Source organism: Streptomyces sp. NPDC111507, assembly GCF_055638955.1.
In genome coordinates, this window is the sequence record NZ_JBVKBU010000019.1 from 110,809 (window position 1) to 132,876 (window position 22,068).

The following is a 22,068-nucleotide window of genomic DNA, read 5'->3' on the forward strand; positions in this document are numbered from 1 at the left end:
CTCGTGGAGTGACCGCCGCGGCGCGACGGCCGACCGAAGGCCGGACCTGCCGGGGGTGCGAGCTACAGGTCCGGCGCGCCGTTCTGACGCAGGATCATCTTGTTGAACAGGCCATGACAGTGACATCAGTCGCTCTACTCGTCACCGTTGAGTACACGTACTCATGCACATCGTGACACCCATGACCGGATTTCCGCATTCAACTTTTCACTCAACCAGCCCTGAACCAAAGCCTTTTGACTGACTGTCAGCTAGCCGTGAACACCGGCGCCCCGTCCTGTGTCAGCTTCCAGTTGGTGACCGCGAAGTCGGCCGGGTCGAGGGTGCCCTTGGACGTGACGTAGTCGATCATCAGCTGGCGGATCTCGTTGGTGGAGCTGTACGCGATGTCGGCGGCCGCGATGTGCGGGTAGCCGCTGCCGCCGTTGGCGCGGTAGTTGTTGACGGCGACGACGAAGACCTGGTCGTCGGCGACCGCCACGCCCTTGTAGGTGAGGTTCTTGATGCGGGAGCCCTCGGCCTGCGCGATGTCGATGTCGTACTCGACCCCGGCGGCGGTGTCGTACATGTAGTCCCAGAAGCTGTTGGCGTTGGTGAGGGTGGCCGTGTCCACCTTCGTGCCGGACGGAACCTTGTAGTAGTACTTCGCCGCGTACTCGAGGTAGTCCTTGAGCTGGGCGCCCGTGAGCTTCTTGCCGTACAGGGTGTTGTCGTAGATGTAGAGCCCGGCCACGTCGCGGATGGTGACATTGCCCGCCGGAATGTCGGCGGTGCGGCTGAAGGGCGCCGCGACGGAGATCAGGGGGAGGGCGGCGTCGGCGGTGGACAGGCCGGAGGCCACCGTCGCCATCTGGACCTGGTGGATGAAGTCCATCACCGGGACGTCCTTCCAGCAGGCCTCGGCCGCGGAGAGGTCCGCGGTGCAGGTGCCCACCGGAGTGTTGACGTACTTCACGACCAGGTCGTGGTCGGCCTTGAGGAGCCTGGTGATCTCCGGGTCCTCCTCGACGGTGTTGCTGTTGAGGGTCTGCGCCTTGGTGCTCGTCACCTTCCACTGGCCGTGGTGGAGTTCGAGCTCGAAGTCGAAGACGGTCAGGCGCATGCCCCAGCAGTACGGCTCGGAGAGGACGACGTCCTTGCCGGTCTCCTCGTTCTTCACCGTGTACGACGAGACCTCGACGTGCGTGTGACCGACGAGGATCGCGTCGATGCCGGGGACCTGCTGGGCGACGAGGTTCGAGGCGTTCTCGATGTACGGCAGCTCACTGCCGTACGACGAACTGCCGTCCAGGCCCGAGTGGTCGGTGAGGAACACGACGTCGCAGCCGAGGGCACGCATCCGCGGGACGTACTTCTTCGCCTGCTCGACGAGCCCGGTGAACGCCATCTTCCCGGAGACGTTGTCCTTGTCCCACAGGGCGATACCCGGGTTGGTGAGGCCGAGGATGCCGACCTTGATGTCCGGGGCGCCGGGGACACAGATGCGCTTCACGGTGTACGGCTGGAAGGCCGGGCGCAGGGTCTTGGCGTCCAGCGCGTTGGCGCCGAGCAGCGGGAAGTGACACTGCTTCTCGAACTTGCGCAGGGTCTCGATGCCGTAGTTGAACTCGTGGTTGCCGAGGGCGGCGGCGTCGTAGCGCATGTGGTTCATGGCGACGGCCATGGGGTGCACGGGGGCGCGCTTGCCCTTGGCGGCGACGATGGGGTCCACGCGGGCGTAGTAGTACGCCAGCGAGGTGCCCTGGATGATGTCGCCGGCGTCGACGAGCAGGACGTGCTTCTCGCCCTTGGCGGCGCGCTGCTGCTTGATGAGGGTGGCGACGCGGGCGACGCCCACGGAGTTGCCCTTGCTGTCCTTGTACGCCGCGTCCGTGTAGTAGTCCCAGTCGAAGACGTGACTGTGCAGGTCGGTGGTGCCCAGGATGGAGAAGGACCAGGTACGGGGCGCCTGTTCGGGCTTGTGGTCCGCGGTCTGGGCCTGGGCCGGGGTCGCGGCGACAGCTCCCGCGACCGTGACGGCCGCCCCGGTGACGGCCGACTTCTTCACGAACTCCCGGCGGTTCATGGGATTGACGGGCATACGTGTCTCCTGGGACTGGCTGGGACTTGGCTGACGGGAGCAACTGCGCGAGTCGTGCGGGGACTTCGGGCACTGTGGATGCGCTGGGTGCGTTACGCGCGCTGCGCGCACTCAGTGCACTACACGCGTAGATCGTCGTCGGGTCCCGGTCGGTCGGGAACCAGGAACAGACCATGTCCAGGTCAATTAACGGTCAGCTCGCCCTGCCTGACGGTCACTCCGTGCCATGACGGCGCCCCCGGTTCGGCCGAAGCCGCGCCGGGGGCGCCCTCGTCGGGGGACCGCGTACTAATCGACGGCGACAATCCGGGTGGCCCGGTATTGATAACCGTCCTGCTCGCCCTCTTCCCACTCCATGGTGACTTTCCGACCCGGTGTGAGAGAGCGGAAGCCGGGCATCTCGATCACGGAGAAGTGCGCCCAGCAACCGCCGGGCGTCTCATCGGAATCGAGGACTCCCCAGCCCTCTTCGTCGTCCCATTCACGAACCGTCGCCAGCGTCATGCGGAGATCCTACTTCCGCTATACGAGGGTGACGATGAACGGGAAGTCGAGGTCGACCGTCCGCGTTCCGCGCGCAATGGGGAAGGTCTCGTGAATCTTCAGATCCCAATTGCAGGACGTCATGCGGCTGCCCAGCGCCGCGGAGGCATGGACGAAGTACCGTGGAGAGACGCCGGGGTGGCTGTCGTGAGCGACCCCGCGGCCGTTGCAGGTGAGGTCGGCGGTCTCGCTCATGAGACCGGTGGCGGGTGCCGCGGTGGCGGCGCTGAGCTGCCACCCCCACTGGAGCTTGCCGTTGCTGTACTTTATTTGAGCGCTGAAATTCCCCCGGGGGTCATTTCCGTTGTAGGACGGGTGCTGCGGAGTGAAAACGTGCTCCCCCGCGGCGGACGACGGCGCGGAGCCGAGCCCCACGGCGAGTGCCGACGTAGCGGCCAGAATCGCCGCCCGCTTCGCAAAGCGCGAAAACATGGTGAACCTCTTTCAGGTCAGTGGGTTCGCCTGCGAAGCTAATCGGTCAAGAACGGCGCTCACAACGGACCTCGGGCAAAGAACACACCAACTGACACAGTGTGATGTGACACGGGTCGGCGACACATTCCCCGGTGAACGCGAAGGCCGCCGCCCCCGGTTGGGGACGACGGCCTCTCACTGCATCCGAGCGATCCGAACGGTCTGAACGATCCGGACGGATCAGATGAACGAGTTGATCTCGATCGTCTCGTCGCGGCCCGGGCCGACTCCGATCGCGGAGATCCGGGCGCCGGACATGTCCTCCAGCGCCTTGACGTACGCCTGGGCGTTCTTCGGGAGGTCGGAGAAGGACTTCGCCTTGGTGATGTCCTCGGACCAGCCCGGGAGGTTCTCGTAGATCGGCTTCGCGTGGTGGAAGTCGGTCTGGGAGTACGGGAGTTCCTCGACGCGCTTGCCGTCGATCTCGTACGCCACGCAGACCGGGATCTCCTCCCAGCCGGTCAGGACGTCGAGCTTGGTGAGGAAGAAGTCGGTCAGACCGTTCACCCGGGTCGCGTAGCGGGCGATGACCGCGTCGAACCAGCCGCAGCGGCGGTCACGGCCGGTGGTGACACCGCGCTCGCCACCGATGCGGCGCAGCGCCTCGCCGTCCTCGTCGAGGAGCTCGGTCGGGAACGGGCCCGAGCCGACACGGGTCGTGTACGCCTTGAGGATGCCGATGACCCGGCTGATCTTCGTCGGGCCGACGCCCGAACCGGTGCAGGCACCGCCGGCCGTCGGGTTCGACGACGTCACGAAGGGGTACGTGCCGTGGTCGATGTCGAGGAGCGTGCCCTGGCCGCCCTCGAAGAGCACGACCTTGTCCTGCTCCAGCGCCTGGTTCAGGATCAGGACCGTGTCCGCGACGTACGGCTTGAGCCGGTCCGCGTAGCCCAGCAGCTCCTCGACGACCTGCCCGGCCTCGATGGCACGGCGGTTGTAGAGCTTGGTCAGCAGCTGGTTCTTGACCTCGAGGGCCGCCTCGACCTTCTGGGTCAGGATCGACTCGTCGTAGAGGTCCTGGATACGGATGCCGACGCGGTTGATCTTGTCCGCGTAGGTGGGCCCGATGCCACGCCCGGTCGTACCGATCTTCCGCTTCCCGAGGAAGCGTTCCGTCACCTTGTCGACGGTGACGTTGTACGGCGTGATGATGTGAGCGTTTCCGCTGATCAGAAGCTTGGAGGTGTCGACACCGCGCTCGTTCAGTCCGTTCAGCTCGGAGAACAGGACCGACGGGTCGACGACGACTCCGTTTCCGATCACCGGAGTGCACTCAGGCGTGAGGATTCCGGAAGGGAGGAGGTGGAGGGCGTACTTCTGATCGCCCACGACTACCGTGTGGCCGGCGTTGTTGCCGCCCTGGTAGCGCACCACATAGTCCACGGATCCACCGAGCAGGTCGGTGGCCTTTCCCTTGCCTTCGTCACCCCACTGAGCACCGAGCAGCACAAGTGCGGGCACAGGCGTACACCCCTTCCGGGCGGGGCATGTCCAAGGTCGGGGACGTACGCGGCTGGTTTTCGATACGGCTGCGTACGCCGGCGACCTCCTTTGGCCGCGACCGTCGGACCGGATGCCCCGGAATAGACGAAGCCCCTGGCGCAATAGCGCAAGGGGCTCTTGCACAAAGATGCTACCCGAGGAAGCGAGGCATGACCGAGGTGGCGGCTTCCGACCAGCTCTTGGTGGTCATCGACCCGGTCGCCCGTCGGACGGACGGCGAGTCTGTACGGATCGCAAAAGACGTGCTCAGCGCGGGTGCGGCGACGAAAGTATGCCTGCCGGAAGGGCCCGAGGAATTTGCCCGGGCGCTGGCCCGGAGAGGTTCCCGGCGGCCGGTCGTGGTGGGCGACGACCGTGCCCTCTTGCGCGCTGTGTCCCTTTTGCACCGACAGCGGGAGCTGGCCGGATGTGGGGTGTCGTTGGTGCCGGTGGGGGGTGTACTGGCGCTGGCCCGGGCGCTCGGGGTGCCCGTCGGGGCCGTCGCGGCGGCCCGGGCCGTGCTCGAAGGGGTCGAGCGGCGGCTCGATCTGCTGGTCGACGACAGTGACGGGGTGGTGTTGGGGGCGTTGCGGATTCCACCGGTGGGGGCGGGTGGGGGGATGAGGGATGCCGAGGAGGTCGACATGGGGGGTGTCGGCGGCTTCGGGGAATCTGGGAGTTCCGGGACTTTCGGGGGTTCCGGGGGTTTCGGGAGTGGTGCTTCCGGGCTTGGAGGGCATGCGTGGCTGCGGACCTGTCAGTCACTGGTCCGTACGCTCGCGGCGCGGCCCACGCGCGTGGCGTCCGTGCCGGGACCAGGGCCTTCGCGGCTGCGGGTCGAGGTCGACGGGGTCACCCTGGTCGATCTGGATCAGCCGGTCGAGGCGGTGTCCGTGACGCCCGGCGTTGCCGGGGGTGCGGAGGTGGAGGTTCGGCCGGCTTCCGTGGGGGCGGAGGCTTCGCCGTTGCGGTTGGTGGGGCGGCGGGTGACGGTGTCCGGGGCGGACTTCCGGTACCGGGCGGATTCTCTGGTGTCCGGGCCTGTGCGGACGCGGACGTGGACGGTTCGGGAAGGGGGGTGGGCGCTTACGCTGCCGAGCTGAGCCCCCAGGGGCTCCGCCCCTTCGCCCCCCACGCCGCTTGACCCCACTCCTTCGGCGAGGGCTCTCAGCCCTCGCCGAAGTGCTGCTCCCGGTGGACCCGCCAGCGGTCCATCATCGACTCCAGCTCGCCCTCCATGAACTCGAAGAAGGCAAGGGTCTCCGCGAGTCGACCGCCCGCCGGGGTGTCCGCGCCCAGGCTGGCGACGCCTTCGCGCAGCGCGTCCTCCCAGCGCTTGATGATCGCCTCACGATTGGTGAGCGCCTCGTACCACTGGTCGCTGTGCACGCGGTACCGCTCCCGGCGCGAACCGGGTTCCCGCTCGCGCGACACCATGTGCACCTGCGCCAGATAGCGCACCGCACCGGAAACCGCCGCGGGACTGATCCGCAGTTGCTCACCCAGTTCGACCGAGGTCAGAGCGCCGGTGTCCGAGGCGAGCAGCGCCCCGAAGACCCGGGACGGCATCCGGGGCATCCCGGCCTCCACGAGTTGCGCCGCGAAGTGCTCGACGAACCGCGAGACCGCCTCCGCGTCCCGACCCACCGCGCCTACCGCTCCCACCGCCTCCGGCTCCGCCATCCCCCGATTGTATCCGAGCGTTTATACAATTCGTTAACTTCACAAATTTCTGAAAGAAGCGTACGTTCTGAAGCATGACGAAGGGCAGGGCCAAGGGAATGACGAAGGCCACGACGAAGGCGATCACCGTCTCCGGGCTGCACAAGTCGTTCGGCGGGACACACGCGCTGGACGGTCTCGACCTGGACGTCGAGGCCGGCGAGGTGCACGGCTTCCTCGGTCCGAACGGCTCCGGGAAGTCCACCACGATCCGGGTCCTGCTGGGCCTGCTGCGCGCCGACGCGGGCGCGGCGCGGCTGCTCGGCCGGGACCCCTGGGCGGACGCGGTGGAGCTGCACCGCCGGGTCGCCTACGTTCCCGGTGACGTCACCCTGTGGCGCAACCTCTCCGGCGGTGAGGTCATCGACCTGTACGGGCGGCTGCGCGGGGGGCTCGACCCGGCGCGCCGGGCGGAACTGATCGAACGCTTCGAACTCGACCCCACCAAGAAGGGACGCACCTACTCCAAGGGCAACCGTCAGAAGGTCGCCCTCGTCGCCGCCTTCGCCTCGGACGTCGACCTGCTGATCCTCGACGAGCCCACGTCGGGCCTCGACCCGCTGATGGAGGAGGTCTTCCAGCGGTGCGTCGAGGAGGAACGCGACCGCGGCCGGACCGTCCTGCTCTCCTCGCACATCCTCAGCGAGGTGGAGGAGCTGTGCGACCGCGTCAGCATCATCCGCAAGGGCCGCACCGTCGAGAGCGGCACCCTCGCCGACCTGCGCCATCTGACCCGTACCAGCGTCACCGCCGAACTCGCGGGACCGCCCAACGGGCTGGCGCACCTGCCCGGCGTGCACGACCTGGACATCCAGGGCCACCGGGTCAGGCTCCAGGTCGAGACGGACAAGCTCGACGCCGTACTGCGCTCGCTCACCGGCTCGGGCGTACGGTCGCTGACCTCGACGCCGCCGACCCTGGAGGAACTGTTCCTGCGGCACTACCAGGACGACGTCCGGGTGAACGGCGAAGGGACGATGGCGCGATGACCACCGCGACCGCTGCCGTACGGGGTGCGGTACGGGCCCGGAGTTCCCGCCAACTCGCCGGGACGGGCACGCTGTTGAGGTTCTCCCTGCGCCGCGACCGGCTGATGATGCCGCTGTGGGTCGGCGTGATCGGCCTGCTGGTGCTGTCCATGCCGAACTCCCTGAAGTCCGTCTACGGCACCGCCGCCGAACGCGCCGAGCTCGCCCGCCAGATGCTCACCAACAGCTCCCTGCGCGCCACGTACGGGCCGGTGTTCGACGACTCGCTCGGCGGACTCACCGCCTGGCGCATCGGCGGCTATGCCGGTCTGTTCGCCGGGATCATGAGCCTGCTCGTCGTTGTACGGCACACCCGCGAGGAGGAGGAGAGCGGGCGCCAGGAACTCCTCTCGTCGGCGATGGTGGGGCGCCGGGCCCCGCTGACGGCGGCGCTGCTGGCCGCCCTCGTCGCCAACGGCGTGCTCGCGCTGCTCATCGCGGGCGGGCTGGCCGGGCAGGGCGGTGCCGGGGCGCTGGCCCTCGGGCTCGGCGTCGGGGGCGTCGGCATGGTCTTCGCCACCATGGCCGCGATCGTCGCCCAGCTCACCGAGAGCGCGCGGCTCGCCAAGGGGCTGACGGGCGGGCTGCTGGGCGCGGCGTTCGTGCTGCGGGCGGCGGGCGACTCGTCGACGAGCGACGGCTCCTCCGTGCTGACCTGGGTGTCGCCGCTGGGGTGGCTGGAGAACGAACGCCCCTTCGCTCACGAGCGGTGGTGGGTGCCGGCGCTGTTCGTCGCCGCCGTGGTGATCCAGGGCGCGGTCGCCTACGAACTCGCCGGGCGGCGCGACGTCGGGATGAGCTTCCTGCCGACCCGGCCGGGGCCCGCGCGGGGGCGGCTCGGGTCGGCCGGGGCGCTGGCCTGGCGGCTGCAGCGGGGTGCCGTGCTGGGGTGGAGCCTCGGGTTCCTCGCCGCGGGGGCCGCGTTCGGCGGGATCACGAAGGGGGCCGCCGATCTCGTCGGGAGCAACGACAAGACCCGGCAGATCATCGAGCGGATGGGCGGGCAGTCCGGGATCACGGACGCGTTCCTCGCGGCCATGGTCGGCATGCTCGGGATGGTGGCCGCGCTGTACATCGTCTCTTCGGTGCTGCGGCTGCACGGTGAGGAGACCTCGCAGCGGGCGGAACCGGTGCTGGCGAACGCGGTGGGGCGGCTGCGGTGGGCCTGCGGCCATCTGGTCGTCGCCTTCGGCGGCGCGGCGCTCATCATGGCGCTGGGCGGGCTCGGCCTCGGACTCGGCTACGGCCATGAGCTCCGGCCCGTGCTCGGCGCCTGCCTCGTCCAGGTCGCGGCGGTCTGGACGCTGGGCGGGCTTGCGGTCCTGCTCTACGGGCTCTCGCCCCAGCTGGCCCCCGGCGCCTGGGGCGCGGCCGGGGTAGCCCTCCTGCTGGGCTGGATCGGCCCCGCCCTGAACGTCCCCCAGGCCGCCATGGACCTCTCCCCCTTCGGCCACCTCCCCAAGCTGCCGGGCGGGGAGATGGCATGGACACCGGTACTGATCCTGACGGCGATCGCGCTGGCCCTGACCGCCACGGGTCTGGCGGCGTTGCGGCGAAGGGACCTGAGCACCTGAGGCCGGGCGCACGCCTGCCTGGTGCGGGGGCCCGGGAACCCCAGGCCCCCGCACCACGTCCATGGGGGGCATGGGGCAGAGGATGCAGGCCGCGGGCGGCTGTCTGATCGCCGTCGTCGGCGCGGGGGCGGGGCTGGCGGTCTGGGCCGCCAACAGCCGCGGCCGGTTCCAGCGGTTCGAGCAGGGGCCCGACTGGAGCGTGCTTTACGCCGAGCTGCCCCTGATGGTCCTCGGCGGGACGGCCGCCGCGCTGGGACTCTGGGCCCTGGGATCGCGGGCCCTCGGCCGACGGGTCAGAGCACGACGCTGAGCCCCTCCAGCCCGCGGATCACGAAGTTCGGCTTGCGCTCCGGCTCGGCGGCGAGGGCGAGCGTCGGCGCCTTCTCCAGGAGAGCGCCCAAGGACGCCGCCAGTTCGAGGCGGGCCAGCGGGGCGCCGATGCAGTAGTGGATGCCGGCGCTGAAGGAGATGTGGGGGTTGTCGGAGCGGGAGAGATCCAGACTCTCCGGGGACGCGAAGACCTCCGGGTCGTGGTTGGCGGAGCCGAACAGCAGGGCGATCTCCGCGCCCCGGGGAACGGTCGTGCCGTCGATCTCGATGTCCTCCAGAACCCACCGTTCGAAGAGCTGGAGCGGGGTGTCATAACGCATCAGCTCCTCCACCGCCGTGGGGATCAGCGAACGGTCACCGCGCAGGGCCGCCAACTGGCCGGGGTTGCGGAACAGCGCCCACCAGCCGTTCACCGTGGCGTTCACCGTCGCCTCGTGGCCCGCGTTGAGCAGCAGGACACAGGTGGAGATCATCTCCTGTTCGGTCAGGCGGTCGCCCTCGTCGTGCGCGGCGATGAGGCCCGAGATCAGGTCGCCGCCCGGCTCCTTGCGGCGCTCGGCGATCAGCTCCCGGAGGTACTCGGTGAACTCCACCGACGCCCGGACCGCCTTCTGCGCCGTCTCCTCGGAAGGGTTCAGCTCGTACATCCCGCAGATGTCCGCCGACCACGGCCTGAGCGGCGCCCGGTCCGACTCCGGGATGCCCAGCATCTCGGCGATCACGGCCACCGGGAGCGGCTCGGCGACATCGGTGAGCAGATCACCGCCACCGGCCGCCACGAGGCCGGCGACCAGCTCGTTCGCCAGCCGGTCCACATACGGCCTGAGCTGCTCGACCGTGCGCGGTGTGAACGCCTTGGAGACCAGCCGTCGGATCCGCGTGTGGTCCGGCGGCTCCAGGTCCAGCATTCCGTGGTCGTTGAGAACGTGGAACGGCTCGTGCTCGGGCGCAGGTGCCGTCCGCCCGAAGTCCTCGTGCGTGTAACGGTGCTGGTAGGTCCGGCCCAGCCGCCGCTCCCGCAGCAGCGCCGACACGTCCGCGTGGTGCGGGACCAGCCACTGGTCGGTGGGCTCGTAGTAGTGCACCCGGCCGCGCTCACGCAGCTCCGCGTACGCGGGGTACGGGTTCGCCACGAACTCCGGGCTCCAAGGATCGAAGGCCGACGGTGTCTGCGGAGACTGCGCGGACTGCGAGGGCTGCGGGGACTGCGGGGTGTGCGAGGCTGCCATGGGCGGACGCTAGCCCGACTCGGCCCCGCTGAACAGGGGTGTCCCGGCGGCCGAGCCGCCGGCGGGGACCCCCGTACCCCGCCCTCGGCCCGGCCGCCGCGCTCCCCCGGTCAGCCGGCCACCCGGGTCACCTGGGTGTGATCAGCCTCGCCTCGTACGCGAACACCGCCGCCTGTGTGCGGTCCCGCAGGCCCAGCTTCACCAGGATCCGGCTCACATGGGTCTTGATCGTGGACTCCGCGACGAACAGCTGCGAGGCGATCTCCGCGTTCGACAGACCCTGGGCGATCAGGACCAGCACTTCCGTCTCCCGCTCGGTCAGCTCGCCGTAGGCCGCCTGGGCCGTGGCCGAGAGCCTCGGAGCGTCCGAGAGCCTGGAGAACTCGGTGATCAGCCGCTTGGTCACGGACGGGGCGAGCAACGCCTCCCCGGCCGCCACCACCCGCACCCCGTCGGCGAGTTGACGCGCCGAGGCGTCCTTGAGCAGAAAGCCCGAGGCTCCCGCGCGCAGCGCCTGATACACGTACTCGTCGAGGTCGAAGGTGGTCAGCACCAGCACCTTCGCGGCGCTGTCCGCGGCGACGATCTCCCGGGTCGCCTCGATGCCGTTCATCTCCGGCATGCGGATGTCCATCAGCACGACGTCCGGCCCGAGCTCACGGACCCGCTCGACCGCGTCCCGGCCGTTGACCGCCTCGCCCACCACCTCGATGTCCGGCATCGCGCCGAGCAGCACCGAGAAGCCCTCGCGGACCATCACCTGGTCGTCGGCTATCAGGACGCGGATGGTGCCGTTCGTCATCCGGATTCCTCCGCCGCCCGCAGCGGCACCGGCAGGAAGACCGTCACCTCGTAGCCCCCGTCGTCCGTCTCGCCCGTCGTCATCTCGCCGTCCAGCATCGTGACCCGCTCGCGCATCCCGGTGATGCCGTGCCCCGCGCCGTGGGTGGACTTCACCAGGGTCGTGGTCTGCGCGGGGCCGTTGACTATGCGCAGGCCGAGCCCGCCGAGAACGTAGCCGATCTCGACGCGGGCCGTCGCGCCCGGCGCGTGCCGCAGGGTGTTGCTCAGCGCCTCCTGGACTATGCGATACGCCGACAGCTCCACGCCCTGCGGGAGTTCGCGCACCGCGCCCGTGACCGTCTTCTCCACGCTCAGACCCGCCTCCCGCACATTGGCGAGGAGCCCGCCGAGGTCGGCGAGGGTGGGCTGCGGGGCGTCCGGAGCCTCGTAGTCCGCGGCCCGTACGACACCGAGGACACGGCGCAGCTCGGTGAGCGCCGCCACCGCGTTCTCCCGGATCGTGACGAAGGCCTGCTCCAGCTCGGGCGGTGGGTTCTCCACCCGGTAGGGCGCGGCCTCCGCCTGGATGGCGACCACCGACATGTGGTGGGCGACCACGTCGTGCAGCTCGCGGGCGATCGTGGTGCGCTCCTCCAGGAGGGTGCGCCTGGAGCGCTCCTGCGCCGTCTCCGACTGGTGGGCGGTGACCTCCTGCTCGGCCGCGCGGCGTACGTGCAGGACGGTGACGACCAGGAGGGCGAGTGCGGAGAGAAACAGCAGCGGAGCCGCGTTGCTCCCCATGTGCCCGGCGCCGAAGAGGGACTCGGACATGAATCCGTACCACGCGGTCACCCCCCACATCCAGGCGGCGGTGCGCGGCCGGGTCCGCAGCGCCACGACCGTCAGCACCACCAGGTGGGTGATGAAGGCACCCGGCGGCCAAGGCCAGTCGCCCCAGCTGCCGCTGAACACGGCCGCGAACGGTGTCGCCGCCATGGAGAACCAGAAGGCTCCGACCGGCCGGACGAGCGTCAGCAGGACCGGGAGCAGCGCGAGGAGGCTGGGCACCAGGCTCTCGATGCCGGGGCCGCCCTGGTTCGTGGTGCTCGCGACGGCCATCGCGAGCAGTCCGCACGCCGTGACCACGGCGTGCGGAGTCCAGGCCGCGCGCTCCCTGACGCGCGCGGGGAGGCGTCGGGCGAGCGGACCGTCCACCCGCATCCGCGGCAGCGGGTGGTAGGCGAAGGCGTCGTGGAACAGGTCCTGCCGCAGCCCGCGCAGGGCGTCCGCGGCCAGCCGGAACTCCGGGCTGCGGGGCTTGGCCCCGCCCGGGGGCTTCATCTGCGTCTGGGTCGTCTCGGTCACGTTCAAAACGGTAGGCCGCCTGCGGGGTCGCGGTCGTCACCAGTGAGAAGGGTCCTGCGGGATCCGTCTCAGGTACTACGGGTATCCCCGGGCTCAGTAGCCGGACGGGCGCACCAGGCCCGACTCGTAGGCGAAGACCGCGGCCTGGGTGCGGTCGCGCAGGCCCAGCTTCACCAGGATGCGGCCCACATGGGTCTTCACGGTCTGCTCGGCGACGACCAGGCGCTCGGCGATCTCCGCGTTCGACAGGCCCTGCGCGATGAGGGCCAGCACCTCCGTCTCCCGCTCGGTCAACTCGCCCACGCGCTGCTTGAGCGGGGCGCGGGGTGTGGAGTCCAGGCGGGAGAACTCGGCGATGAGACGGCGCGTGATCCCGGGGGCGAGCAGCGCGTCGCCCGCCGCCACCACCCGTACCGCCTCGGCCAGCTGGTCGGCGGACGCGTCCTTGAGCAGGAACCCTGAGGCGCCGGCCCGCAGCGCCTCGTACACGTACTCGTCGAGGTCGAAGGTGGTGAGCACCAGCACCTTGATGTGCGGGGTCGCGCCGGTGATGCGTCTGGTCGCGTCGATGCCGCCGAGCTCGGGCATGCGGATGTCCATCAGCACGACGTCCGGGGCGAGTTCGGCGACCTTGACGATCGCGTCCAGGCCGTCGACCGCCTGGCCGACCACCTCGATGTCGGGCTGGGTGTTGAGCAGCACGGTGAAACCCTGGCGGACCATCTGCTGGTCATCGGCGATCAGTACGCGGATGGTGCTGCTCGTCATGGGCTCTCGTCTCCTGTGCGGCCTGAACGATCGACGTCGGTGGAAGGGGAAAGGTCGGTGGAAGGGGCGTTGCCCGTGACCGCGCCGTCGCGGGGCAGGAAGGCCGCCACCACGAATCCGCCGTGCGAGGTCTCGGAGGTCACGAGGGTGCCGCCCAGCATCGCGGCGCGCTCCCGCATGCCGAGCAGCCCGTGCCCCGCGCCCGGGGACGGCGGGGCGGGACGCTCGGGTCTGGAGTTGATCACCCGCACCTGAAGCCCGCGCGGGAAGTGCCACAGCTCGACGCGGACCGCCGAACCGGGCGCGTGCCGCAGGGCGTTGCTCAGCGCCTCCTGGATGATCCGGTACGCCGACAGCTCCACGCCGGGCGGCAGTGGGAGCTGCTCGCCGGTGATCTCCGTGGTGACCTGGAGACCGGCGGCGCGGGTGTTCTCGACGAGGGCGTCGAGGCGGTCGAGCGTGGGCTGCGGGGAGTTGGGGGCGGCACCGGTGCCCGCACCGAGGCCGTACGGGTCCTCGGGGTTCTCGGAGCGCAGCACGCCGAGGACGCGGCGCAGTTCGGTGAGCGCCTCCAGGGCGTTCTGCCGGATGCCCTCGAGGTTCTCCTTCAGCTCGTCGGAGGGGTTCTCGACCAGGTGCGGGGCGACCTGGGCCTGGATGGAGATCACCGACATGTGGTGGGCGACCACGTCGTGCAGCTCGCGCGCGATCCGGCTGCGCTCCTCGAGGAGCGTGCGGCGGGCGCGCTCCTCCTCGGTCTGCGAGGCCTGTGCGACGAGTTGGGTGCGGGCCTCGCGGCGGCCGCGCAGGGCGATGCCCAGGAGGACCACCGCGGCGAAGACGACGACCGCCAGGAACCCCGTCGAGTGGTACAGCTGCCCGCCGATCAGGCCCTGCATGACGTACGTCAGCAGGGCGGTCACGGACAGCGCGCCGATGGCCACTCGTGCGGGCAGCCGCAGTGCCAGCAGGAAGAGCACCAAGGCCTGCGCGATCAGCGCGGGTGAACTCCACGGCCAGTCGGGGCGCGACGCCGAGATGTCCGCCATCATGTGCGACCTGGCCCCGGCGGCGGCCAGGAACGTGGCGCCCAGCGACAGCCACCACGCCGGCACGGGCCGCCGCAGGGCGAGGGCGAGCGCCACGCCCTGTGCGGCCCCGGTCGCCTCACCCAGCGGGACCCCGAGTCGATAGGTTTCGTCGAGCTCGGCCACGCCCTCGAGTGCGAGCACGAGCGCGATCAGGCACAGCATCACGTGCGGCAGCCAGCGCAGCCAACGGGGCCGGGACAGCGGGGGCAGCGGGGCCGCCGACGGTGACGCGAGGTCGGTGAGGACCTCGCGCAGGAGGACGCGGATCGGCTCGCTGTCCGGGGGCCTCGGCTCGGCGCTGGTCACGTGATCACCCTAGGCACGGCGGGCCGTTCGCGACCCCGCCGGACCACCACGACGGTGGACGCGGACGACCCGGGAGGGACGGCCGGACCGGCGGCGCGGGCCCTGCTCGTAGGAGCGAAAGGCGACCCAGCAGACGCCGAGGGCGAAGGCGAAGACCGGAAGCCAGGCGAGGCGGGCCACCACCCAGCCCAGACCGTCGGGAACCATGTGCAGACCGGGCAGCCTTCCCACCAGCAGGCCCACGGCGGTGACCGCCATCATGGACGTCTGGTGCCAGAGGAATATCGTCATCGCCGACAGATTGACCAGGGCCACCGCAGCCCACGCCAGGGGGCGCCGCAACCACCGGCGCAGCGGCTCGCGCAGCAGAAGAGCGAGGCCGCACTGGGCCATGCCGAAGGTGACCGCGGCCAGCGTCGGCGGGTTCAGGTTCGAGACCGCCGCACCCGGGACGCCGACCATCGACGCCGGGTAGCCGGCCCACGTCACCAGCACCGCGGTCGCCGCCGCGCCGCACAGGAGCAGCACCCAGCCCGCACGCCGGCGGTCCAACTCGCCGCGCGTCCAGGCCGCGCCCAGCGTGTACGGGACCATCCAGCCCGCCGCCACGTTCACCCAGCCGAGCCAGGACGGGCCGCCCAGTCCGAAGCGCATCAGGTCCACGTGGAGAACGACGGCCAGCGGCCACAGCGGGTTGAGCCGGGTGAGCAGGGGCGTCGCGGCGGTCAGTCCCGCGAAGACCAGGAGGAACCACAGCGGGGACAGGGCGAGTTTGACGAGGGTGTGGACCGTGCCGACTCCCGTGCCCGACGCGAGGAGGCCGACGGCGGCCACCGTCCAGAGGGTCAGTACCGCGGCCACGGGTTTGAAGAGCCGCGTGAGGCGGGCGCGCAGCCACTGTCCGTACGTCGTGCCGCGCGCCCGCGCCGACGCGTAGCTCTTCGTCGCCACATGGCCGCCGACCAGGAAGAACACCGCGAGCGTCTGGAAGACCCAGGAGATGGGGGCCAGCCACGGCATGTGCTGCAACGGGCTCGCCGTGTGCAGCGCGCCGCCGTCCGCGACCAGGGCCGTCACCAGCCAGTGGCCCAGGACCACGCCGAGGATCGCGAAGGCGCGCAGGGCGTCAACCGCACGGTCCCGCTCCGCGGGGGTGGCGGCGTCGATACGGCGGGCGCCGTCTCCGATGGCGTGGGTGGCGGTGCGCAGGGCGGCGGCCGTGTGCGTGGGGGTGGAGGGGTGTATGGGGGTGGAGGGGGGTGGGCGTCGCTTCAGTGCGCTCTGTGGGGGCGCCTCTGGATGGGTCGTTCGGCGGGTGGCTGCCTCTTCACGAACCGTCGACTTACGCACGGGTTACCTCCGAGGTGTCTCCGAGGACGATCCGGGCGAGGTTGTCCAAGGACACGGAGCCCGGTTTGAAGTAGTCGCTGTGGCCGCCGGTGCCCGCCGCGAAGACGCGGGCGCCGAAGGCCGGGGACACCGGGTCGGCGCCGAAGCCGACAGTGGTGCCGAAGAGATCGGCGTGGACGTGCGGCACGTTCACGATCCAGTCGTCGGCGCCTCGGGCTGCCCAGATCCGGGCGGAGGTGCGCAGTGCCGACACGGAGTCCGCGCCGGTGCCCGGGCTGCCGATGAGGGCGATGTCGTCCACGTCCAGCCCGCGTGCCGCGCGGCCGCAGACGACCGTGCCGTACGAGTGGCACAGCAGGGAGACGTGCGCCTTCTCGCCGACGACGCCCCGCAGTTCGCGTATGAACCGCTTCAGCGGCGGGGCCGCGTCGTCGGCGCGGCCGGTCGTCAGGACCGTGGTGCTGACCGTGCCCGGTGTCTCGTAGCCGAGCCAGGCGATGACTGCCGTATGCGGACGTGAGGTGGATCCGTGGGTTCCGAGGGCTCCGTGGGTTTCGTGGCGACCCTCGAGGCTGTTGAGGCGGTCTTGGAGGGCTGCCGCTCCTGCTCGGAAGCGGCCGTAGGTCTCCAAGGTCGTGTCGGAACCCGGGACCAGGACCGCGACGCGGTCGGCGTGGGCGAGGTCGCCGAGGACCTCGACGGCCAGTCCCTGGCCACGGCCGTCGAAGGTGAGGAAGCGGCGGGAGGGGGCGGCCAGGGCGTGGTCCGCGGCGGCGCGGGTGTGGTCGCCGTGGGCGGCGGCCATGCGGGACGCCTCCGCGGCGTTCGCCCGGTTCGCCGTGTATGCCTTGTCCAGCGTCGCTGTCGTCGGCGGGGCGAGGGCGGCGGGGGCCGGGGCGGGGATCCGGGGGCGGGCCGCTGCGGAGACGGGGACGACCACGGCGGCCGTGACCAGGGCGGCGAGCAGGGTGCGGCTCAGGCGTCGGAGGAATGGGGCGCGAGGGGTGGGGGGCGGGGGCTCTCCCGGTTGAGCCGACTGGGCCGAGTGCGCCGACGCGGTCGAAGGGGTCGAAGGGGCCGACTCGAGTGGCCTGGGTGGCTTGGATGGCTGAGGGGGGCCGGGCCGCTCAAGCGCCGGATCAGGTGGTGTTGTTCGGGTGGCTTGCGCCCTTCCCGCCGCGGTCGGCTTCCCCCGGAGCTCCATGGCGTCCTTCCCATCCGGTCCGCCCGCTCATCGGGCGCCTCTGGATGGGAAGTTACGGATCATGACGTGTCGTTCGCGTCCCGCCAGGGAGCTCATCTTGGAGGTAGCTCTCAGGTACTACGGGTATGACCGGGGCACGCTACCAAGCCAGTTGGGCGATCTCCTCGGCCACCACCGCGCACGCGTCCGCCGCCGGGTCGATCAGCGGGAAGTGGCCCACTTCCTCCAGGAGCGTCAGACCGACCACCTCGCCCGCCCTCGCCGCCGCGTCCGCGTACGACTCGGCGACCGCCTCCGGAACGATGACGTCGGTGCGACCCTGCACGAGGGTCGTGGCGATGCCGGTGGGGAGCAGGAACGCCGGGTCGGCGTACGGCAGCCGCTCCGCGAACCTGGCCTCGCCGCCGAGGAGTTGGCGGGAGGCGCCGGAGCAGACGTTCAGTTTCTCGGCGACCGTGAAGTCCGCGATCGGAGCGAGGGCCACGACACCGCGCAGCGGGGCGGGGCGGTCGGTGCGCCAAGGAGCGTCGGCGGGCAGGACGTGACGCGCGGCGGCCCACAGGGCGAGGTGGCCGCCGGCCGAGTGGCCGGTGATCACCGTGCGGCGGAGGTCCGCCCCCGGCAGGTGCTCGCGGGCGAGCGCCGGCAGCGCGTCGAGTGCGGCCGCGATGTCGTCGAAGGTGTCCGGCCAGCGGCCCGCGACCGGGCCCTCGCCGCCCTGCGCGGGGATCGCGGTGCCCCGGCGGTACTCCACGTTGGCCACGGCGAAGCCCCGGCGGGCCAGGAAGTCCGCGAACGGGGTGATGTGGCGGCGGTCGTACGGGGCGCGCCAGGCGCCGCCGTGCAGGACGATCACCAGCGGGGCGGGAACCTCGGGGTCGGGTTCGCGCGGGGTGTAGAAGTCGATCACCTGGTCGGGATGGTCGCCGTACGCGGCGGTGACGTCGGGGTCGACCGGCGGGTGGGAGAAGGCCGAGGCCTCCTCGGCGGCGTCCCGTGCTGCGGCGTCGTCCGGCATGCTCCAACCTCTCAGCGGTGAAACGGATTTGGCGGACCAGGAGTGAATTCGGCCGTTGGCGGGGACGGTATCAGGCCCGTGACGTGCGTCTACACCCGGATATCACGCTCGGTGAGGGGTAAACGGATCTGTTGTTTCGTTACGCTGGGTGGGTTACCTGAACGGCATTGCTGAGGAGTCCGTCATGTCCGCCGAGTCCGGCACCGTGGGTCCTGGCGAGTCCGGCACCGTGAGGTCTGGTGTACCCGGCACCGTACGTCCTGGCGGGCGTACCGCCCGGGTTCGTGCGGCCGTGTTGCGTGCCGCAGGGGACGTACTCGCCGAGGAGGGGTTCGCGCATCTCGATCTCGCCGATGTGGCGCGGCGGGCGGAGGTCGGGAAGACGACGGTGTACCGGCGGTGGGGGTCGGTGACGGGGCTCGTCGCCGATCTGCTGAGTGACATGGCGGAGCAGTCGTCGCCGCGTACGGAGACCGGGTCCGTACGCGGTGATCTGCGGGCCAACGCCGCGTTGGTGCGGCGGACGCTGGCCGATCCTCGGCAGGGGGCGTTGTTTCGGGCCGTGATCGCCGCGGCGACGTGCGATGTGCGTACGGCGGAGGCGTTGCGGCGGTTCTATGACGTGCGGGTGAGTGAGTGGGTGCCGTGTGTCGAGGAGGGGGTGGCTCGCGGGGAGTTGCCCGTGGGGACCGATGCGGCGATGGTCGTACGGGCGGTGTCGGCGCCGTTGTATTACTCGTTGCTGACTGTCGGGGTGGTGCCGGACGAGGGGGCTGCTGAGCGGGCGGCGGAGGGGGCGTTCGCTGCGGCGGTGGCGGGGGTGTACGTCGTTGGGGGGTGAACCGGCGTGGGGGTCGGCCGGGGGTTGATCGCCCCCGCCGCCCCCACCCGCCCGCACCCGAACAACTGCAACCGCGCGAGGATCCGGGGCGCAGCCCCGGACCCAGGGGCGCGGGGAGCCGCTCGTCGTCAGGTCACCGTTTCCCCCAGTACCCGTGCCGCCCGTTCCACGTCCCCGAAGCCCACGTACAGGGGGGTGAAGCCGAAGCGGAGGACGTCGGGGTGGCGGAAGTCGCCCACGACTCCCCGTTCGATCAGGCGCTTCATCACCTCGCCCGCGTCCGCGCAGCGCAGGGCGACCTGGCTGCCGCGTTCGGCGTGGTGGGAGGGGGTCAGGGACTCGACGCGCCCCCGGGGGACGTACGCCTCGACGCATTCCAGGAAGAAGTCGGTCAGGGCGAGGGACTTGGCGCGGACGGAGTCGATCGAGACGCCCTCCCACACCTCCAGCGCGGCCTCCAGGGCCAGCATGGAGAGGATGTCCGGAGTGCCGACGCGGCCCCGCAGGGCGCCCGGGGCCGGTTCGTAGGCGGGGCTCATGCCGAAGGGGTCGGCGTGGGAGTTCCAGCCGGGCAGCGGAGAGTCGAAACGGGGCTGGAGGTCGGCGCGGACGTAGAGGTACGCCGGTGAGCCCGGGCCTCCGTTCAGGTACTTGTATGTGCAGCCGACGGCCAGGTCGACCCCGTGGGTGTCGAGGTCCACCGGCAGTGCCCCGGCACTGTGGCACAGGTCCCAGACCGCCAGGGCGCCCGCGTCGTGGATCGCAGATGTGAGGGCCGGGAGGTCGTGCAGACGGCCGGTGCGGTAGTCGACGTGGTTCAGGAGGACCGCCGCCGTGCGGGGGCCCAGTCCGGAGGGGACGTCCGCCGGATCCAGGGGGCGCAGTTCGCAGCCTGTCAGGCGGGCCGCGGACGCCGCGATGTAGCCGTCCGTCGGGAACGTCGTCGCGTCGACGATGATCTCGTCACGCCCGTCGGAGGTCAGGGCGGCCAGGCGGACCGCTCCCACCAGGGCCTTGAAGACGTTCACGCTCGTGGAGTCGCCCACCACGATCTGGCCGGGGGCCGCTCCGACCAGCGGCGCGATGCGGTCGCCGATCCGTTCCGGTGCCGTCCACCAGCCGCTCTCCTCCCAGGAGCGGATGCGCATTTCGCCCCACTGGCGGCGTACGACGTCGTCGACCCGGCCGGGGACCGACGCCGGGAGCGCGCCGAGCGAGTTCCCGTCGAGGTACACCACGTCGTCCAGGACGAACTGTGCGCGCACTTTGGCGAGTTCGTCGGAGGCGTCCAGTTCAGCGGCCCTGACACCCAGATCGGGCCGCTCGGAGACACCCAGTTCAGACCGCAGTTCAGACCACGTTTCAGACCGCTCAGACATGAGACCTCGCCGTCCACAGCTCGGGGAACACGTTCTTCTGCGCCCGCTTCTCCAGCCACGCCACCCCGGCGGAGCCACCCGTGCCCGTCTTCGCGCCCATCGCACGGCGCGTCGCGACGAGATGGTCGTTGCGCCATCGCCACACCAGTTCGGCGACGTCCGTCAACGCCTCACCGAGGCGGGCGAGTTCGTCGTGCTCGTCGCCCGCGTACAGGGCCGTCCACACCGCCTCCACCTCCGCCGAGGACTCGTAACGCCGGGACACGTCCCGGACGAGCACGGACTGGGGGACCGCGTGCCCGCGGCGCGCCAGCAGCCTCAGGACCTCGTCGTAGAGGCTCGGTTCGTGCAGTGCCTTCTCCAGTTCCGCATGCACGCGCGGCGCGCCCCGGTGCGGGACCAGCATGGACGCGGACTTCTCGCCGAGCAGGAACTCCATCCGGCGGTACATCGCGGACTGGAAGCCGGATCCCTCGCCGAGGGCCGAGCGGTACGAGTTGAACTGGGCGGGGGTGAGCTGGGCGAGGGGCCGCCAGGAGGCGTTCAGCGCCTCCAGCTCCCGTACGGACCGCTTCAGCGCGGCCACCGCGACCGGCACCCGGTCCTCGCGGAGCGCGTTCGCCGCGGTCTCCCACTCGTGGACGATGACCGTGAACCACAGCTCCATGACCTGGGTGGTGACCAGGAAGACCATCTCTCCGGGGTCGTCGGAGAGGGTGTGCTGGAGGTGGGTGAGAACGTCCGCCTGGACGTAGTCCTCGTACGGGGTCGTTCCTTGGAAGTCGAGATGCGGGGTCTCGGGCTCCTGAGCCTCGACGGGCTGAGCCTGCTGGGACGACATCGCTGTCTCCTGATGCGTACTCCGGGTAGCGGTCCGCCCCTGCCGTTTTCGACACGGGGGCCCCGGTCCCCACCGGGCATCCTCCACAATCGTCACCCGAAACCGCAAGGTCCGCCCGGTCACATCGACCGGGCGGACCCATACGACCTGCGCGTACACCCTGACGGGTACACCCGGGGAGGACTCGACCACACCCTGAGAGGATTCAGCCCAGCGTCTGCGCCGCCGTCGGCGAGGAGTCCTTCAGGAACTGGCTGCAGCGCTCGTACTCCTCCTGCTCGCCGATCGTCTGCGCGGCGCGGGCGAGGGCGTGCAGGGCACGCAGGAAGCCGCGGTTCGGCTCGTGCTCCCAGGGCACCGGCCCGTGGCCCTTCCAGCCGCCCCGGCGCAGGGAGTCCAGGCCGCGGTGGTAGCCCGTACGGGCGTATGCGTACGACTCGACGACACTGCCTCGCTCGAACGCGTCGTCGGCCAGCTGGGCCCAGGCGAGCGAGGAGGTGGGGTACTTGGCGGCGACGTCCGCGGGCGCCGTGCCGTTCGCGAGGAGCTCGCGCGGCTGCGGGTCGTCGGGGAGGTGGGTCGGGGGCGGGCCCCCGAGGAGGTTCTCGTGAATCGTCATACGTTCCAGTCTGCGGCACCCTCCGGGGGTTGTGCCGT

21 protein-coding genes are annotated in these 22,068 nt (G+C 70.7%); 5 read left to right on the plus strand and 16 right to left on the minus strand.

What is annotated here, in order from left to right; translation table 11 throughout:
* Window positions 1–247: 247 nt before the first annotated feature.
* The 4 genes from ACZ7M2_RS44455 to ACZ7M2_RS44470 all read right to left on the minus strand — a co-directional run bounded on the left by ACZ7M2_RS44455 (window position 248) and on the right by ACZ7M2_RS44470 (window position 4,561).
* On the minus strand, window positions 248–2,080 hold the full coding sequence (locus ACZ7M2_RS44455) for a bifunctional metallophosphatase/5'-nucleotidase (protein WP_471600143.1): 1,833 nt from the start codon (window positions 2,078–2,080) through the stop codon (window positions 248–250).
* Between the two features lie 288 nt (window positions 2,081–2,368).
* Window positions 2,369–2,584 carry a cold-shock protein gene (locus ACZ7M2_RS44460; protein ID WP_471600144.1) on the minus strand — a complete coding sequence of 72 codons (216 nt, stop codon included), beginning with the start codon at window positions 2,582–2,584 and terminating at the stop codon, window positions 2,369–2,371.
* An 18-nt stretch (window positions 2,585–2,602) separates the two neighbouring features.
* The gene (locus ACZ7M2_RS44465) at window positions 2,603–3,055 is read right to left on the minus strand and encodes a hypothetical protein (RefSeq protein WP_471600145.1); all 453 of its coding nucleotides are present in this window, start codon (window positions 3,053–3,055) and stop codon (window positions 2,603–2,605) included.
* A gap of 222 nt (window positions 3,056–3,277) precedes the next feature.
* Window positions 3,278–4,561, minus strand: a complete 1,284-nt coding sequence (locus tag ACZ7M2_RS44470) for an adenylosuccinate synthase (protein WP_095853442.1) — start codon at window positions 4,559–4,561, stop codon at window positions 3,278–3,280.
* A gap of 191 nt (window positions 4,562–4,752) precedes the next feature.
* Between ACZ7M2_RS44470 and ACZ7M2_RS44475 the strand changes: the two genes are divergently transcribed.
* Window positions 4,753–5,685 carry a diacylglycerol kinase gene (locus ACZ7M2_RS44475; RefSeq protein WP_471600146.1) on the plus strand — a complete coding sequence of 311 codons (933 nt, stop codon included), beginning with the start codon at window positions 4,753–4,755 and terminating at the stop codon, window positions 5,683–5,685.
* 64 nt (window positions 5,686–5,749) lie between these two features.
* On the opposite strand, the gene ACZ7M2_RS44480 is transcribed toward ACZ7M2_RS44475, so the two are convergent.
* Complete coding sequence (locus ACZ7M2_RS44480; RefSeq protein WP_352051420.1) at window positions 5,750–6,265, minus strand: GbsR/MarR family transcriptional regulator; 516 nt, start codon at window positions 6,263–6,265, stop codon at window positions 5,750–5,752.
* A gap of 98 nt (window positions 6,266–6,363) precedes the next feature.
* Here ACZ7M2_RS44480 and ACZ7M2_RS44485 point away from each other — a divergent pair, with 98 nt between their 5' ends.
* From ACZ7M2_RS44485 to ACZ7M2_RS44495, 3 genes are all read left to right on the plus strand, one after another.
* Complete coding sequence (locus tag ACZ7M2_RS44485; RefSeq protein WP_471600206.1) at window positions 6,364–7,293, plus strand: ABC transporter ATP-binding protein; 930 nt, start codon at window positions 6,364–6,366, stop codon at window positions 7,291–7,293.
* The gene (locus ACZ7M2_RS44490; protein WP_471600147.1) at window positions 7,290–8,906 is read left to right on the plus strand and encodes an ABC transporter permease; all 1,617 of its coding nucleotides are present in this window, start codon (window positions 7,290–7,292) and stop codon (window positions 8,904–8,906) included. The genes ACZ7M2_RS44485 and ACZ7M2_RS44490 overlap by 4 nt, the downstream gene beginning before the upstream one ends.
* 70 nt (window positions 8,907–8,976) lie before the next feature.
* Window positions 8,977–9,216: a hypothetical protein gene (locus tag ACZ7M2_RS44495; RefSeq protein WP_471600148.1), complete on the plus strand. Its 240-nt coding sequence runs from the start codon at window positions 8,977–8,979 to the stop codon at window positions 9,214–9,216.
* Here the strand turns inward: ACZ7M2_RS44495 and ACZ7M2_RS44500 are convergent.
* The 8 genes from ACZ7M2_RS44500 to ACZ7M2_RS44535 form a co-directional block, all read right to left on the minus strand.
* On the minus strand, window positions 9,200–10,465 hold the full coding sequence (locus ACZ7M2_RS44500; RefSeq protein WP_471600149.1) for a cytochrome P450: 1,266 nt from the start codon (window positions 10,463–10,465) through the stop codon (window positions 9,200–9,202). The genes ACZ7M2_RS44495 and ACZ7M2_RS44500 overlap by 17 nt on opposite strands.
* 127 nt (window positions 10,466–10,592) lie before the next feature.
* Complete coding sequence (locus ACZ7M2_RS44505; protein ID WP_352051425.1) at window positions 10,593–11,267, minus strand: response regulator transcription factor; 675 nt, start codon at window positions 11,265–11,267, stop codon at window positions 10,593–10,595.
* Window positions 11,264–12,613, minus strand: coding sequence for a sensor histidine kinase (locus ACZ7M2_RS44510; RefSeq protein WP_471600150.1), 1,350 nt, complete (start codon window positions 12,611–12,613; stop codon window positions 11,264–11,266). The genes ACZ7M2_RS44505 and ACZ7M2_RS44510 overlap by 4 nt, the downstream gene beginning before the upstream one ends.
* Before the next feature lie 93 nt (window positions 12,614–12,706).
* Entirely contained in the window at window positions 12,707–13,381 is a 675-nt protein-coding gene (locus ACZ7M2_RS44515; RefSeq protein WP_471600151.1) for a response regulator, read from the minus strand.
* On the minus strand, window positions 13,378–14,778 hold the full coding sequence (locus tag ACZ7M2_RS44520) for a sensor histidine kinase (protein WP_471600152.1): 1,401 nt from the start codon (window positions 14,776–14,778) through the stop codon (window positions 13,378–13,380). Before ACZ7M2_RS44520 ends, ACZ7M2_RS44515 begins: the two co-directional genes overlap by 4 nt.
* A gap of 9 nt (window positions 14,779–14,787) precedes the next feature.
* Entirely contained in the window at window positions 14,788–15,966 is a 1,179-nt protein-coding gene (locus ACZ7M2_RS44525; protein ID WP_471600207.1) for an acyltransferase family protein, read from the minus strand.
* 154 nt (window positions 15,967–16,120) lie between these two features.
* Entirely contained in the window at window positions 16,121–17,107 is a 987-nt protein-coding gene (locus ACZ7M2_RS44530) for an alpha/beta hydrolase (RefSeq protein ID WP_471600208.1), read from the minus strand.
* A 364-nt stretch (window positions 17,108–17,471) separates the two neighbouring features.
* Window positions 17,472–18,350, minus strand: a complete 879-nt coding sequence (locus ACZ7M2_RS44535; protein WP_471600153.1) for an alpha/beta hydrolase — start codon at window positions 18,348–18,350, stop codon at window positions 17,472–17,474.
* 184 nt (window positions 18,351–18,534) lie between these two features.
* Here ACZ7M2_RS44535 and ACZ7M2_RS44540 point away from each other — a divergent pair, with 184 nt between their 5' ends.
* The gene (locus ACZ7M2_RS44540) at window positions 18,535–19,191 is read left to right on the plus strand and encodes a TetR/AcrR family transcriptional regulator (RefSeq protein ID WP_471600154.1); all 657 of its coding nucleotides are present in this window, start codon (window positions 18,535–18,537) and stop codon (window positions 19,189–19,191) included.
* 128 nt (window positions 19,192–19,319) lie between these two features.
* On the opposite strand, the gene kynU is transcribed toward ACZ7M2_RS44540, so the two are convergent.
* From kynU to ACZ7M2_RS44555, 3 genes are all read right to left on the minus strand, one after another.
* Window positions 19,320–20,570 carry a kynureninase gene (gene kynU / locus ACZ7M2_RS44545; protein ID WP_471600155.1) on the minus strand — a complete coding sequence of 417 codons (1,251 nt, stop codon included), beginning with the start codon at window positions 20,568–20,570 and terminating at the stop codon, window positions 19,320–19,322.
* Window positions 20,563–21,411 carry a tryptophan 2,3-dioxygenase family protein gene (locus ACZ7M2_RS44550; protein ID WP_352051431.1) on the minus strand — a complete coding sequence of 283 codons (849 nt, stop codon included), beginning with the start codon at window positions 21,409–21,411 and terminating at the stop codon, window positions 20,563–20,565. The genes kynU and ACZ7M2_RS44550 overlap by 8 nt, the downstream gene beginning before the upstream one ends.
* Before the next feature lie 205 nt (window positions 21,412–21,616).
* Entirely contained in the window at window positions 21,617–22,030 is a 414-nt protein-coding gene (locus ACZ7M2_RS44555) for a DUF3151 domain-containing protein (protein ID WP_352051432.1), read from the minus strand.
* Window positions 22,031–22,068 lie beyond the last annotated feature (38 nt).

Bases quoted from the DNA above. Each gene is read 5' to 3' on its own strand.
- ACZ7M2_RS44455 (WP_471600143.1), bottom strand. From the start codon at position 2,080: ATGCCCGTCAATCCCATGAACCGCCGGGAGTTCGTGAAGAAGTCGGCC.
- ACZ7M2_RS44460 (WP_471600144.1), bottom strand. From the start codon at position 2,584: ATGACGCTGGCGACGGTTCGTGAATGGGACGACGAAGAGGGCTGGGGA.
- ACZ7M2_RS44465 (WP_471600145.1), bottom strand. From the start codon at position 3,055: ATGTTTTCGCGCTTTGCGAAGCGGGCGGCGATTCTGGCCGCTACGTCG.
- ACZ7M2_RS44475 (WP_471600146.1), top strand. From the start codon at position 4,753: ATGACCGAGGTGGCGGCTTCCGACCAGCTCTTGGTGGTCATCGACCCG.
- ACZ7M2_RS44480 (WP_352051420.1), bottom strand. From the start codon at position 6,265: ATGGCGGAGCCGGAGGCGGTGGGAGCGGTAGGCGCGGTGGGTCGGGAC.
- ACZ7M2_RS44485 (WP_471600206.1), top strand. From the start codon at position 6,364: ATGACGAAGGCCACGACGAAGGCGATCACCGTCTCCGGGCTGCACAAG.
- ACZ7M2_RS44490 (WP_471600147.1), top strand. From the start codon at position 7,290: ATGACCACCGCGACCGCTGCCGTACGGGGTGCGGTACGGGCCCGGAGT.
- ACZ7M2_RS44495 (WP_471600148.1), top strand. From the start codon at position 8,977: ATGGGGCAGAGGATGCAGGCCGCGGGCGGCTGTCTGATCGCCGTCGTC.
- ACZ7M2_RS44500 (WP_471600149.1), bottom strand. From the start codon at position 10,465: ATGGCAGCCTCGCACACCCCGCAGTCCCCGCAGCCCTCGCAGTCCGCG.
- ACZ7M2_RS44505 (WP_352051425.1), bottom strand. From the start codon at position 11,267: ATGACGAACGGCACCATCCGCGTCCTGATAGCCGACGACCAGGTGATG.
- ACZ7M2_RS44515 (WP_471600151.1), bottom strand. From the start codon at position 13,381: ATGACGAGCAGCACCATCCGCGTACTGATCGCCGATGACCAGCAGATG.
- ACZ7M2_RS44535 (WP_471600153.1), bottom strand. From the start codon at position 18,350: ATGCCGGACGACGCCGCAGCACGGGACGCCGCCGAGGAGGCCTCGGCC.
- ACZ7M2_RS44540 (WP_471600154.1), top strand. From the start codon at position 18,535: ATGTCCGCCGAGTCCGGCACCGTGGGTCCTGGCGAGTCCGGCACCGTG.
- kynU (WP_471600155.1), bottom strand. From the start codon at position 20,570: ATGTCTGAGCGGTCTGAAACGTGGTCTGAACTGCGGTCTGAACTGGGT.
- ACZ7M2_RS44550 (WP_352051431.1), bottom strand. From the start codon at position 21,411: ATGTCGTCCCAGCAGGCTCAGCCCGTCGAGGCTCAGGAGCCCGAGACC.
- ACZ7M2_RS44555 (WP_352051432.1), bottom strand. From the start codon at position 22,030: ATGACGATTCACGAGAACCTCCTCGGGGGCCCGCCCCCGACCCACCTC.